Below are 12,307 nucleotides of genomic sequence, written 5' to 3'. Positions count from 1 at the left end.
ATAGCGTCATTGCGGGAACAGAGCCAAACCGAACGGACATTGGCGTCACCATCCTTGTAACGCACGAGCAAAAGGACACTTGCAAGATTGGTCAGCAGAGCCAGGAAGCCGACAACACCCATGATTTCGGCTTCGGGCACACCGACATAGAACACGCGGTAGATGGTTGATCCGAAGACCCAGAGACCCATCAAAAGCAAACTGGCACCTTTTGCCAGAGCGGCATTGGTTCGCGCGCGGGTCGAGGCTCCGATCACCGCGAGCGAGATGCCGTAAGTCAGGGCGTCTCCCAGGAAGTCGAGCGCATCGGCCTGAAGCGCCTGAGATTTCGCGTAATGACCGGCAGTCATTTCGACCGCAAACATCGTCGCATTCAATGCGATGACGACCCATAGCCGCCGTTTGTAGTCACCTGAAACACCATCAAACTTGGCGTCATGGCCGCAACATCCTGACATCGAAAAGCCCTTTTGAGTCTTTCTTGCACATAGTGTAATGCCTCTAGTCACTAGAGGCTCAAGAGGTATTTCATGTTTTCTATCGGGGAGCTTTCAAAGCGGGCCAAGGTCAAGATTCCAACTATTCGATACTATGAAGAAGTGGGTTTGCTCGCTGCGCCTGAACGCACCGAGGGCAATCAGCGTCGCTACGATGCATCGGGACTAGAACGTCTGAGTTTCATCAAGCACGCGCGTGATCTGGGCTTCTCAATTGAAGCAATCTCCCAGCTGATCGAACTTCAGGGTCACCCGGATCGTTCATGCCAGGTCGCGAAAGAAATTGTCGTCTCGCAGCTCTCCAATGTCAGGGCCAAGATCAAACGGTTACGAGCACTTGAAAAAGAACTGGTTAGGATTTCAAAAGGTTGTGACGGCGAAGGCGTGTCTGAAGAGTGTTATGTGCTTGCGTCCCTGGCCGATCATCTGCTTTGCCGATATGAACACTGACGTATCCAGACCCATACGCTTTACCGTCGAAGTGCTGCGCAACCAAAGGGATTGTCTCATTGTTCACTAAGATATTTCGCCGGATTTTCTCGTCCGATGAGTGATCCTGTTCTTTTGCATATCTGCCAAGGCTGCGACGGGGGGCAACTGGCCGAATTGCGTGCAGCCATTGACCGAGCATTTACCAAAGGGCGCGTTCAAATCGTTGAGCAGCAATGCATGAATGGCTGCGCAAAACCCGTCTCATTTGGCTTGCAATCACCAGGGCGCGCGACCTGCTTCTTTGCCGGTGTAGACCCACAGTCAGACATTGCTGACATTGTGGCTACGTTGCACGCCTATTTGAAAGCCCCGCGCGGATGGATCGAGGACGCTCGGCCTTGTGGCCGACTTCGTTTCTGCCTCGTGGGGCGCGTGCCTGCACTTTAGTTGACAATCCTGACGATCTCAGCAAGCGGAACACCGGAAACGGCAAGGGGCCGGTGATCATTGGCGTTCAGAGTAACCTCGACCGTAACCTCGCCTTCGGGCAAATTGTCGAGATGCACCCATGGCCCATAGAAGCGACCAAGTTTCACGCCATTGATATAAACATGCGCATGCCCTTCTCCAGGCACATGATCACGGCTGGCATTTTGTGGTGAGAACGTAAAATTCTCGGTAATTACATGCAGATTCCATCCCGAGGCGGGATCGCGCATGGCGTGCACCGCCAAGCTGGGCGCAGAGGCATCCGCAGCCATAGAAAGCAGGGTACTGTGATCGTGACTGCCCGCCGTATCCGCTAGGGCATGATTCCCGTGATGGGCAGGGTCGGCGTGATCGTGACCGCCCAGAGTGATCCCGTTTGCGGCCGCAACGGTGAAGCCAATACCACCGCCAAACACGAGGCCGATAATCAGAAGAGGAAGTGAACGATCCATATCATTGTCCAATATCTCAAAACAACAGGTTCGGGCGCACGGATTGTGCGCCCGAACCTGTTGGCTACATTGTTGGCTTATGCAGTCTGCGCCTGATTGGCAGTCGCCTCTTCGCGCGACCAGAAATACCCGGCAAAACCGCCAAGCATCACCCATGCCATCATACCTACCCCATACGCCCGTGCGGCAAACAGCGCACCGATTTCGGTCGGGACAGGGCCGGTAAACACATCGGGTTCGGGCGCACCGATAACATGGGGGACCAACAACAGCACAATCGCCACACCCCAGGCTGCCCAATTTCCACCGAAGGCGATAAGCCACATCGCAATTGCGGCAGCAATAACTGTTGCGTACCACCAAATCTGGCGTACAAAAACATCAGCGGCTGCAACGCCAGGCACTTCCGGGGCCAGCGTAAAGCCGGGGGCAAAATGTATTGCAACAAACCCGGCAATACCCCAGATCAGTCCGGTACGGGCGTTGATCACAGCTCCGCGCGTTTGAGCCAACGCCATCAATGCCACAAGGACCATGGCATAGCCGGAATAGATCAACATGGTGAAGATGATGCTGAGCCCGTCGCGAACCGCATCAAAGCCAGGCAATTCGGGATGAGCCGAGTTGGCGGATTCAGACCCGAAGTGAACAAGATCGCCGCCTTCGTAAAGCTCTGCGTGAAGCAATACGGGCTGCACAAAATAAAGCTGCAACAGAGCGGCAATCAGCCCTGCTGCTGCTCCAGCGAACAACGCGCTGGTCAAAAGACGTGTGAACATCCGCTTAGTGGCAGGGGAAGCCGGTGGCATGACGTACATCATGCGCCGCATCGTGAAGCGTTTCAGCCTGAACATGGCCTGCAACAAAAGTGATACCAAGACCAATCAGAGCCACGGCAATCATTGCACCGATACTTGTCGCAGGTGTCGCCTGTGCGCCCGTTGCGCTTTGAGCATTCATAGTGTCCTCCTTGCCTTCACCCCGAAGGCATTGTGGTTTCTGTTCCGTCCGGCAGGTCTCCTGACTCACGGGTTTCTGTATCCACTTGGCCTTCCCAGATTACTCCAGTGGCATATTCAGTTGGAACTCGCCGCTTACAGTTGCGGGGACAGCCGCGGACTCAGTGCATATACGCACCCCACCGCGTTCCCTCTTGCCCCCATCCAAATTGGATGGAACCGAACGCCCAATAATTACGCAATTCAACAAAGTTCATCAATCGTAAAGTTGGGGGGAATACGTGAAACTGCTTGGAATAATCCAACAATACACCTCATCAATGACTGAGGCCTGGGTCCCGATCTATCTCCCTGTCGATTTCGCGGGTGTTTTCCTTCTCGTCGCCGCGATCCCGCTCGGCGTCACGGTCGTCACCTCGATCTAAAGTCTCACGCGGCTTGTTCAACACGCCTTCCAACCGCTCCCGGATCGACGGCTTGGCCTCTCCATCATCGCCCCGATCCGCCTGGGCCTCTTCAGACCGGCCCAGGGTTTCACGCAAGCGGTCATTGACGCGCCGCAGGTCCGAGGGTTCTTCGACACTCTGCCCACCGGCCTCGTGTTCCTCGCGCCCGACAATCCGCGCCAGCCGATCCCGGATGTCACCATCTCCGCGATCCGCAGACCGATCCTTGCTGGCCGCTGCCCTGAGCGCCGCCAGACCGGCAGACACACGCCCCTGCCCCGCGTCACGCTCGGCCCCGTAAGTGTCCCGCGCCAGTTCCAGCCTTTGCCGCATCTCGGCAAAAAGCGCACGCGCCTGGCGGGCCGCATGAACCGCCCTGCCCCGTTCGGTGACAGGTTCATAGTCGCGACCATCGCGTTCCGCTGTCCGCATCTCGCGTCGTTCCATCGCATTGGCCGCTGGCCCCAGCTTCACCTCCGGATCGCGGTTCAGCTCCTCGGCCTTCAGCGCATCGCCCTGGCTCAAAGCTTCTTCTCTCTGCGCCTCCAGTGACCGATGATCGACCCGCTCTACCTCACCGGCCCGCTGCAGCGCCCGGTTTTGCAACTCGGCCCAAAGCCCGCGCATCTGCTCGATCTCGGCCCCGCCAGTTTTCGCGGAATCAAGAACACGAGTCTTGGTTGTGAACCCCTCCGGTTCCAGCTTGCGGGTGGAAGTCAGAACGTGAGCATGATGATTGCGCTGATCGCCTTCGCGGTGCGGCGCATGGATCGCCACATCAACTGCCACGCCGTAGCGACTGACCAGCTCCTCGGCAAACTGGCGGGTGATCTGCGACCGATCCTCGGCGCTGATCTCGGAGGGCAGCGCCAGCTCCCATTCGCGGGCGGTGACGGAATTGCGCCGGGTCTCGTTTTCCTCGGCGGCGTTCCAGAGCGCGGACCGATCCTGCGCCCAGGACGGGGCATCCTTGGGGGTCAGGATAAAGGTCTTCTCAATGCCGCGCTTGGCGGTGTAATCGTGAACCCGCCCCTCGCGCTGGCACTCGATGCGCTCCCCGGCACGGTAGGCACCCGCCGCCGTCGCGCTGCGTCCGGCGCTGCGTTTGATTGTCTTCACAGAGAGGTGGTAGCTGGCCATCCGCCCTCCCCTCTCGCAGACGACAAACGCCATTGCAATGCCCGCGCGCACCGCAGCAAGGCATCACCAGGCACACCCGTGCCGCCCGGCTCTTGGCCCGTGACAAGAGGTGGAGTGATCGTGCAGAATGGGAGATGCAGCCTGTCCACCATCCTCATTGTCGGACGGGCTGCACCTCTCCCTGTTGGGCGTAAGTCGATGGCTTCGGAACGGTATGTTCCGGGGCCATCGCTGCCACGACCAATTGTCTTTTTCCCTCCGGCCCCAGCCTTATGGGGGGCGGTCCTCCGGGAAAAAGACAGCCCCAACGAAGGGGTGCGATGCACCTCTGAGGCGCGGGCTTGCCGATGTGATCCACCAATCTCCCCAGCCTTATGGAGGGCGGGAGCTTGGTGGATCACATCGGCGGTTTGCCTCGGGCAAACCCGGCGGAGATCAGGGGTTGTTGCCCCACAGATCAACGCCCTCCGGAACGGCAGAGACAAAAACAGACCGGCCCCCACTATGGGGCATCGGTTGGGATTTTGGGGCTGTCGTTCCGGACGCAATCCAACGGCGGACGTTGGACCTGGAGAGTTCGAGAGGCCGGGAGGGCCTTTCGTTCCGTCGCGGATCGCGGCGGAAGGGGTTGGCCATCGGCCGGGGCTTTGCCCCAGAGAGATCGCACGCAAATCTTGGAGCCATAGGTGGAGAGTTTGCATAAGTGCGCCCTTGTCCTTTACAGGCCTACGGGTACGCGCTAACGATGGCTGTGGCAAGACCACACTCGATGCAGCCCCTTTTCGCCACATCCCGTTTTATTCCGCCCGCATTTTTGGAGGTGCCGGTTTGGCAGAGACAGAACTCGAACGCGCCGAGAAACGATACGCCCAGGCCAAGGCCCGCCTTCAGGCCCTGCGCAATCGGGAAGCCACCAGACAGCGTAAACTGGACACACGGCGCAAGGTGATCCTGGGCGGGGCGCTTATGGATTTGGCGGAACGGGATAGCGGGGCAGCTGCAATGGTTGAGCGGCTGGTGCGGAACCTCTCGCGGGACCAGGATCGCAAGGCCTTTGCGGAATGGGGAGGACCATCCTCCGGCGACGAGACCCCCTCCCCTACATCCGATCCTGACGGGGCCGATTGATGAGCGGGCTGTTTCGCTTTTTCGACGGTCTGTTCCGGTTCTTCTACCGCCTAATCGCCACGCCCATCCTCCTCGGCTGGATGATCGGGGCAATGGCGTTCGGGGCGATGCTTGGCTCCATCGTGGCCGTCCCATTCATCTTCGCCTTCTTCGATCAGGAACCGGGACAAAGCGCATGGCAATGGATTGTCTTTGGCCCACTGATCTTCATCGGGGCGGTTTTTGGATTCCAGTATTGGCGTTACCGCTCCGGGGCCGATGACTTCTTCGGACTGACCGGTGACAGCCATGGCTCGGCCCGCTTCGCCAGCCGCAAGGAACTGAAGAGGTTGGTGAAGGCGGACGGGCTGCTGATCGGGCGCTCTCCCGCCGGTCAGCTCTTACGCTATGACGGCCCGGCCCATCTGCTGACCCTCGCCCCACACGGGCGGGCAAAGGCGTCGGCACCGTCATCCCGAACCTGCTTATGGCCAACCGCTCGGTGATCGTGGTGGACCCCAAGGGAGAAAACGCCCGGATCGCCGGGGCCGCGCGGCAGGCCTTTGGCCAGGTCCATATCCTCGATCCATTTGGGGTCTCTGGACAGGCCAGCTCGTCATACAACCCGCTGGACCGGCTGACAGCCACCAGCCCTGATCTGGGCGAGGATGCCACCACCCTGGCCGATGCGCTGGTCATGGACCCGCCGGGACAGGTGCAAGATGCCCATTGGAACGAAGAGGCCAAGGCCATCCTCTCCGGCCTGATCATGTTCTGTGTCGCCCATGAGGAACGTGAGCGGCGCAATCTGGCCACCGTGCGGGAATACCTCACCCTGTCCCCGGATCGGTTCCGGGCGTTGCTGGAGCTGATGCAGGACAGCGATGCGGCCCATGGGCTGATCGCCCGCGCTGCCAATCGCTTCCTGGGCAAAGCGGATCGGGAAGCCGCCTCGGTCCTCTCCAGCGCGCAGCGTCATACCCATTTCCTCAACAGCCCGCGCATTGCAGACGTGATCAGCCATTCGGATCTCCATTTTGCGGAGCTGCAACAGCGTACCGTATCCGTATTTCTGGTGCTGCCGCCTAACAGGCTGGACGCCTACAGCCGCTGGCTGCGCCTGCTGATCTCTCAGGCGCTTCAGGACATCGCACGGCACGCTGAGGGGCCACAGGCCCCCATAGAGCCTCAGAATGGCGCACAGGGCGTTTCTGGGGCCTCTCAGCGCCCATCCACCCCCACGCTCCTCCTGCTGGATGAATTTGCCGCTCTGGGCCGTCTGGAGGCCATAGAGCGCGCAATGGGTCTGATGGCAGGCTATGGATTGCAGCTCTGGCCCATTCTCCAGGACATGAGCCAGCTCAACGATCTCTATGGCAAGCGCGCGGGCACCTTTGTCGCCAATGCCGGGGTGCAGCAGGTCTTCGGGGTGAATGATCTGGAAACGGCCCAATGGCTGAGCAAGATGATCGGCCAGGAAACTACGGGCTACCAAACCCAGAGTTACAAGCCGGGCGATGCGCCCTCGATGACGCAGAATGTCACCGGGCGCGATCTGCTCACCCCTGATGAAATCATGCAAATGCCGCCTAACCTTCAGCTCCTGCGGGTGCAGGGCAATCCCACGGCCCTCGCTCGCAAGCTGCGCTATTACGCTGCCCCCGAGTTCCAGGGCCTGTTTCAGCCCGAAACCAGATAACGAGAAAGAAGACCCAGGATGACAGACCACACACCCTCCCCTGCCCCGCTCTCTGACGAAGAGCTGCGTGAGACGCTCGATATGCTCGGCACCGTGGTCGCCAGTGTCTCGGATCGGGTCGATAACCAAACCGACGCCATGAACGGTTTGATCAAGACCGCAACGGAAGCGCGGCAGGCGGCGTTTGCAGCGCGCACCCAGACCAATCCAGAAAACTATGGCGCATTAGTTGGGGAAACCATCGACGGGCGGATCAATGATAACCTCGTGCGGATGGCTGGAATGATCAACGATCTCTATACGGCGTCCAACCGCGCACAGGAGGCGCTTAAAAAGGCGGATGAAAGCAAATGGGAAACCTTCCGTGAAATCCGAGAGCGTGAGAACGCCATAAGCCGCTTCAAGAGCCGTCTTCCATGGTTTGGTCTGGGGGCTGTCGTTCTGGCTCTGGCGATGACGGTGTTGCTTCCTCGTTTCTTAGCAGGCAACGCCACCACATGCGCTGTCCTTGGAGCGTCTTGGACCGCCACAACCACGGGTGTCGATGCTTGCGTGTTCTATCAGCGGTAGGGTCAACACGAAGAGTTATCCACAGACCAGCAGCAAGCTGGTGGGTGTTAGATATGTGTTAGATATAGTGTTACGCGAATCGGTGAATTTGTAAGCGACTGTTTTTGAACGTGAAAAAGGGGCTATTTTTGATTCGCGGTGGGTGATCTTACGAAAGATGGTGTGTGATATTACGAAGATTGGTGTGTGATATTACGAAAGCATCTTGGTGGGTGAAACTACGAAGTCACTTGCGCTGGTGGGTGAAATTACGAATAAGAGAACTATGGTGGGTGAAACTACGAAACCTGATCGAACACCTCTCCTACCCTTGCGTCATGCTCAAGGGGATTTCTTCGTGTGCGATATTTTTGATGCCGCTCCGAAAGGTGATATGGCCTCGATGGCGCATCCGATTTTCACCCTTTCGACCAAGCCTGACACCAAAAAGCGGCGTTACGTGGCGGCTGATGGTCAGAGCTATGTTGAAATCAGACCGAACATGATTGGTTTGGCCACTGTCCATGATCGTGATGTGTTGATCTATTGCATTTCCCAGGTTGTGGCGGCCCTGAATGACGGAAAGCAAATTCACAGAACGCTTCGTTTCAAAGCGTATGATCTTCTTGTTGCAACGAACAGGCCCACGGCTGGCACAGGGTATACGGGCCTCAAGGCAGCTCTTGAACGCCTCCAAGGAACGCAGATCGAAACCAACATCACGACTGGCGGCGTGGAACAGATTGACGGCTTCAGCCTGATCGACCGCTACCGGATCGTTCGGGAAACCCGTGATGGTCGAATGCTCGATCTTGAAGTTACGCTTTCGGATTGGGTTTTCAACGCCATTGCCGGCGATGATGTTCTCACACTCAATCGCCGCTATTTCCAGCTTCGCAAACCTTTGGAGCGCCGCCTGTATGAGCTTGCGCGCAAGCAATGCGGAACACAGCCGGAATGGAAATGTGGGTTGGACAAGCTGAAAGCTAGAACAGGGTCTACATCCTCAGACAAAGAGTTTCGGCGGCTTGTCCGTGCAATCTGCAAGGCCGACGAGGAGCATAATCACATGCCGGATTATGCTTTCCGTCTGGATGCCGATATTTTGACGGTGACGCCCAAGCCAGAGTTTCTGGAGAACTACGCGCCGAAACCGGATCAGGACAGGGTTACTGGTGGCTATATCCTGCCCCTGTCCCCGGATACCCTTGAACAAGCTAGGGAACTGGCACCGACATGGGACATAAATGTTCTGGCTGCGGAATGGCGAAGCTATGCTGCCAAACAGCAAGAGGCACCCAAGAACCCCGACGCTGCGTTTCTCGGTTTCTGCAAGAGCTGGTTCAAGAAACGCGGGCGAAATGGGTGGTAGAGTAATTTATCAAATACTCACTTACTCAAATACTCAGACCACAAATCGCGCGTGATGTCGGAAATCGACCGCCCCTCTTCAACGGATTTCATCTTGATCCGCTTATACAGACTTTCCTCAATCTCGGCATTCAAACGCTTTTTCTTCTCACTTGGTGTCTCCGTAACCTCTTGCAAGATGCGTTGACGGGCTTCATCGCCACGGCTCGGGCGTTTGGCAGAAAGTCCCATTACGCCACCTCCCGCGCCGTAGGCGCGATCATCGCAAGAACCTCGTCAAGCAATGCTGTGGTTTCGGCCTTTGCCTTGGCGTTGTCTGCATCAAACACGGTCAATCCTTCGGACGCCGTCTGCGGGTAAACCTGGCGCTGCGTGATGGTCGTTTCAAAAACTGGCAGGGCATACTCGTCCAGAGCTGCCCGCACATCGCCACCAAGGCGCGTTCCCTCCACCACGCGGGACACAATAAAGCCCGCAAGAGGAACGCCGTCTGTAACCTCCTGACGGGCTTTGATGAAGTCCACCAGATCGGACGCAGCCCAGATGTCATAAGGGGAAGGCTGAACGGGGATCAGAATAAAATCGCTGACCTTGATCGCTGCGGCGATCATGTCTTCCAGCTTGGCCGCACCGTCGATCACCACGTAGTCGTAATTCGCCGCCATGCTGCGCAGCGTCTTAACGTTGTTGGGACGGTCAAGCGCCACTAGCTCAAGTGGGTTGTCTTCACTGGCTGCGTGCCAGTCTCTCGCGCTGCCTTGCGGGTCGCTGTCCACGATCAGAACAGAATGCCCCCGATCATGCAAAGCTCTGGCAAGGTTGGTGCTGATGGTGGTCTTGCCGCAACCACCCTTGGGATTCAAAACGGAGATAATGCTCATGTTTGCCTCATTTGTGTTTTTACTCAAAAGTGTAACTGAGTAAATGAGACAAAACAAGCACGCTAAAGATGGCGTGTGACCTCCATGCGTTGATGCAACACGCGCACAATGTTGATCCGCCCTTCAACCTTTGTGAAATATAGAAAGTGTCGCCCCACCGGGTATTTCAGATAACCAGCCCGCACATCCGCCTTACGGCCTTTGAGTTCACCTGAAACCAGACGCTCGATGGTCTTGAAAATATCCCGGTAATACACGTCAGCTTGCTGCTCACCCCAGCGGTCTTCGCTGTAGTCCCAGATACCACGCAGATCATCTTTGGCCTTCTTTGAAAGGTCATAGCTGTTAGCCATGTAGGCCCCTGCTGGCCTTGATCTCATTCAGGAATGCCTCGGAGTCGAAGTCTTCTGCGATGCCGCTCTGCTCGCCTTCGATCAAAGCATCCTGCAACGCTTTCACTTTGGTTTCGTGTTCCTCAAGCAGGCGTAAGCCAGCTCGAACAACATCGCTAGCAGACCCATAGCGACCTGTCTGGACCTGCGTATCAATAAAGCTAGCGAAATGATCGCCAAGTGACATTGATGTGTTTCGTGCCATCTGGAACCTCCTGCGAAAATTATATACCAAATTTTGGTACACAGCAAGTGCATCAAAACCTCATTCACTCAAATGAGTATTTGAGTGAATGTAGCATATATCGCGTGGCCTCGATGTAAGCCTGCCAGGTAAAGTCGCGGAATGAACCTTCGAGAACTTGTAGCGCAGAACATAATTGATCATCGCAAGCGCCTTGGCGTGAGCCAAGAGAACCTGGCGCGGTATGCGGGCATCAGTCGGTCTCATCTCGGCAAAATTGAGAATGCGCGATATTCAGCAAGCCTCGACACGCTTGAAAAGATTTCCCGCGCTCTGGGTGTGAAGGGCGCTGCATTGTTTGAACCGCGATAGCTTTGTGCGGACGTTCGTCAGTTTCAGCGTTTGCAGAAAGAATGGACGGGCAGGGGGGCGTTCTCCTTACCCCGCGAGCTGATACCCACGCTTCTTTTTGGCCCGATAGAGGTCCAGCATAGCGTCTGCCGCATGGCCAGCATCTTCAAACAGCTCAATCCGATGCCGCCCTTGGGTGCCGATGCGGCCCCACTCGCGCAACAGAGAGACACCCCCAAACAGATCGGGCAGGAGTCGCATCCGATAGAAGCGATACATGTTGGCTTCAGGATCAACGCGCTCAATGCGGATGTCGTCTGGAAACATCTCAAGCTGTTGCATCGGACGCCTCCCGCATCACACGGCTGATTGTAGACCTGTGTACGTTGAAAAGCCGCGCGGCTTCAGCTTCTGTACGTTTGCCGGATAGCACCATGTCACGGATTTCCTGGCGCTGATCGCCTGTTAGCTTCGGCTTGCGTCCAGGATGGCGTCCTTTCTTGCGGGCGCGCTCCAGACCGGCGCGGGTGCGCTCTCTGATCATCTCGCGCTCGAATTCTGCGAACACGCCAACCATCTGCATCATCATGCGTCCGGCGGGCGTGGTGGTGTCGATGGACTCTGTCAGGGACCGAAAACCGGCACCGGCTGCATCAATCTTCTCCATGATTGCCAAGAGGTCTTTCAGGGACCGGGACAGCCTGTCGAGCTTCCAGACGATCACCACGTCGCCTTTGCGGAGCTGATCGAGCATGCGGTGCAGCTCTGGCCGGTCCCACCGACCACCAGAGGCGTGTTCTTCAAAGACACGCTCACACCCGGCCACGTTTAGCGCGTCGAGCTGCGCAGCCGTCGCCTGATCATTTGTCGAAACTCTTGCATAGCCTAAGTTCATGCTGACATTGTTGCGTTTTCTTGTTGCCCAATCAAGATAATTCGCAACATATATTTGCAACAATTCTGGGTAGGGCAGGGGGCGTGCCTTGGCACAGTAATTGGCACTTTAATTTATTGGGTTAGGTCACCATTGTCAGTGCGCGCCAGGTCAGCGGGGCAGGGATGTGTTGCGCAACTAACCGTTTTAGACGCATGTACTATGACATGAGGCTTCTGTCATGATGCCGGTTACCCGTGTCGCGACGCTCCGCCAGAGCTTGGCGCGCGATCTGAAACGCAGAAGATAGAAACAGGCTCGCCATGATCGAGGCGACGATCAGGTCAGGCCAGCCGGTTGCGGTGCCCCAGACACCCAAGGCCGCAAACATAACAGCTACGTTGCCGATAGCGTCATTGCGGGAACAGAGCCAAACCGAACGGACATTGGCGTCACCATCCTTGTAACGCACGAGCAAAAGGAC

20 protein-coding genes and 1 riboswitch are annotated in these 12,307 nt (G+C 57.2%); of the genes, 8 read left to right on the top strand and 12 right to left on the bottom strand.

Features of this window, described 5'->3' with window-relative positions; genetic code table 11:
* The coding region (locus H1S03_RS16910) for a cation efflux transmembrane domain-containing protein (protein ID WP_185805261.1) at positions 1–458 on the bottom strand (458 nt) is incomplete at its 3' end.
* A 72-nt stretch (positions 459–530) separates the two neighbouring features.
* Between H1S03_RS16910 and H1S03_RS16905 the strand changes: the two genes are divergently transcribed.
* A complete protein-coding gene (locus H1S03_RS16905; protein WP_166194387.1) occupies positions 531–947 on the top strand; it encodes a MerR family transcriptional regulator in 417 nt (138 codons plus the stop codon).
* Between the two features lie 96 nt (positions 948–1,043).
* Positions 1,044–1,376 carry a DUF1636 family protein gene (locus H1S03_RS16900; RefSeq protein WP_166194390.1) on the top strand — a complete coding sequence of 111 codons (333 nt, stop codon included), beginning with the start codon at positions 1,044–1,046 and terminating at the stop codon, positions 1,374–1,376.
* On the opposite strand, the gene H1S03_RS16895 is transcribed toward H1S03_RS16900, so the two are convergent.
* From H1S03_RS16895 to mobQ, 4 genes are all read right to left on the bottom strand, one after another.
* A complete protein-coding gene (locus tag H1S03_RS16895; protein WP_166194393.1) occupies positions 1,373–1,870 on the bottom strand; it encodes a hypothetical protein in 498 nt (165 codons plus the stop codon). The two genes, H1S03_RS16900 and H1S03_RS16895, sit on opposite strands and share 4 nt — an antisense overlap.
* A 77-nt stretch (positions 1,871–1,947) precedes the next feature.
* A complete protein-coding gene (locus tag H1S03_RS16890; RefSeq protein WP_166194432.1) occupies positions 1,948–2,649 on the bottom strand; it encodes a CbtA family protein in 702 nt (233 codons plus the stop codon).
* A 4-nt stretch (positions 2,650–2,653) separates the two neighbouring features.
* Positions 2,654–2,830 (bottom strand): CbtB domain-containing protein, encoded by a 177-nt coding sequence (locus H1S03_RS16885; protein WP_166194395.1) that lies wholly within the window; start codon positions 2,828–2,830, stop codon positions 2,654–2,656.
* Positions 2,831–2,863: 33 nt separating this feature from the next.
* Positions 2,864–3,068: riboswitch (cobalamin riboswitch) on the bottom strand.
* 78 nt (positions 3,069–3,146) lie between these two features.
* Positions 3,147–4,415, bottom strand: a complete 1,269-nt coding sequence (mobQ, locus tag H1S03_RS16880; RefSeq protein ID WP_166194398.1) for a MobQ family relaxase — start codon at positions 4,413–4,415, stop codon at positions 3,147–3,149.
* An 828-nt stretch (positions 4,416–5,243) separates the two neighbouring features.
* On the opposite strand from mobQ, the gene H1S03_RS16875 reads away from it, so the two are divergent.
* The 5 genes from H1S03_RS16875 to H1S03_RS16860 all read left to right on the top strand — a co-directional run bounded on the left by H1S03_RS16875 (position 5,244) and on the right by H1S03_RS16860 (position 9,142).
* Positions 5,244–5,543: a mobilization protein gene (locus H1S03_RS16875; protein ID WP_166194401.1), complete on the top strand. Its 300-nt coding sequence runs from the start codon at positions 5,244–5,246 to the stop codon at positions 5,541–5,543.
* Complete coding sequence (locus tag H1S03_RS17595; protein WP_249777983.1) at positions 5,543–6,028, top strand: hypothetical protein; 486 nt, start codon at positions 5,543–5,545, stop codon at positions 6,026–6,028. The genes H1S03_RS16875 and H1S03_RS17595 overlap by 1 nt, the downstream gene beginning before the upstream one ends.
* A complete protein-coding gene (locus H1S03_RS16870; protein ID WP_249777982.1) occupies positions 6,010–7,221 on the top strand; it encodes a type IV secretory system conjugative DNA transfer family protein in 1,212 nt (403 codons plus the stop codon). The genes H1S03_RS17595 and H1S03_RS16870 overlap by 19 nt, the downstream gene beginning before the upstream one ends.
* An 18-nt stretch (positions 7,222–7,239) precedes the next feature.
* Positions 7,240–7,791: a hypothetical protein gene (locus H1S03_RS16865; protein ID WP_166194403.1), complete on the top strand. Its 552-nt coding sequence runs from the start codon at positions 7,240–7,242 to the stop codon at positions 7,789–7,791.
* A gap of 310 nt (positions 7,792–8,101) precedes the next feature.
* Positions 8,102–9,142, top strand: a complete 1,041-nt coding sequence (locus H1S03_RS16860) for a replication initiator protein A (protein ID WP_347339241.1) — start codon at positions 8,102–8,104, stop codon at positions 9,140–9,142.
* A 17-nt stretch (positions 9,143–9,159) separates the two neighbouring features.
* Here the strand turns inward: H1S03_RS16860 and H1S03_RS16855 are convergent, their stop codons facing one another.
* The 4 genes from H1S03_RS16855 to H1S03_RS16840 all read right to left on the bottom strand — a co-directional run bounded on the left by H1S03_RS16855 (position 9,160) and on the right by H1S03_RS16840 (position 10,619).
* On the bottom strand, positions 9,160–9,372 hold the full coding sequence (locus H1S03_RS16855) for a plasmid partition protein ParG (protein WP_166194409.1): 213 nt from the start codon (positions 9,370–9,372) through the stop codon (positions 9,160–9,162).
* A complete protein-coding gene (gene parA / locus H1S03_RS16850; RefSeq protein WP_166194412.1) occupies positions 9,372–10,022 on the bottom strand; it encodes a ParA family partition ATPase in 651 nt (216 codons plus the stop codon). Before parA ends, H1S03_RS16855 begins: the two co-directional genes overlap by 1 nt.
* A gap of 62 nt (positions 10,023–10,084) precedes the next feature.
* Complete coding sequence (locus H1S03_RS16845) at positions 10,085–10,375, bottom strand: type II toxin-antitoxin system RelE/ParE family toxin (RefSeq protein ID WP_166194415.1); 291 nt, start codon at positions 10,373–10,375, stop codon at positions 10,085–10,087.
* Positions 10,368–10,619, bottom strand: coding sequence for a type II toxin-antitoxin system ParD family antitoxin (locus H1S03_RS16840; RefSeq protein ID WP_166194418.1), 252 nt, complete (start codon positions 10,617–10,619; stop codon positions 10,368–10,370). The genes H1S03_RS16845 and H1S03_RS16840 overlap by 8 nt, the downstream gene beginning before the upstream one ends.
* Before the next feature lie 141 nt (positions 10,620–10,760).
* Between H1S03_RS16840 and H1S03_RS16835 the strand changes: the two genes are divergently transcribed.
* On the top strand, positions 10,761–10,970 hold the full coding sequence (locus H1S03_RS16835) for a helix-turn-helix transcriptional regulator (RefSeq protein WP_166194421.1): 210 nt from the start codon (positions 10,761–10,763) through the stop codon (positions 10,968–10,970).
* 66 nt (positions 10,971–11,036) lie between these two features.
* Here H1S03_RS16835 and H1S03_RS16830 read toward each other — a convergent pair whose 3' ends face one another.
* The 3 genes from H1S03_RS16830 to H1S03_RS16820 form a co-directional block, all read right to left on the bottom strand.
* Entirely contained in the window at positions 11,037–11,291 is a 255-nt protein-coding gene (locus tag H1S03_RS16830) for a WGR domain-containing protein (protein WP_166194423.1), read from the bottom strand.
* A complete protein-coding gene (locus tag H1S03_RS16825; RefSeq protein ID WP_166194426.1) occupies positions 11,278–11,844 on the bottom strand; it encodes a recombinase family protein in 567 nt (188 codons plus the stop codon). Before H1S03_RS16825 ends, H1S03_RS16830 begins: the two co-directional genes overlap by 14 nt.
* Positions 11,845–12,043: 199 nt before the next feature.
* On the bottom strand, positions 12,044–12,307 hold a 264-nt coding region (locus H1S03_RS16820), incomplete at its 5' end, for a cation efflux transmembrane domain-containing protein (RefSeq protein WP_185805260.1).

Source organism: Pontivivens nitratireducens (assembly GCF_014235845.1).
GTDB lineage: Bacteria > Pseudomonadota > Alphaproteobacteria > Rhodobacterales > Rhodobacteraceae > Pontivivens > Pontivivens nitratireducens.
This window is presented reverse-complemented; position numbering and strand designations above follow the sequence as displayed.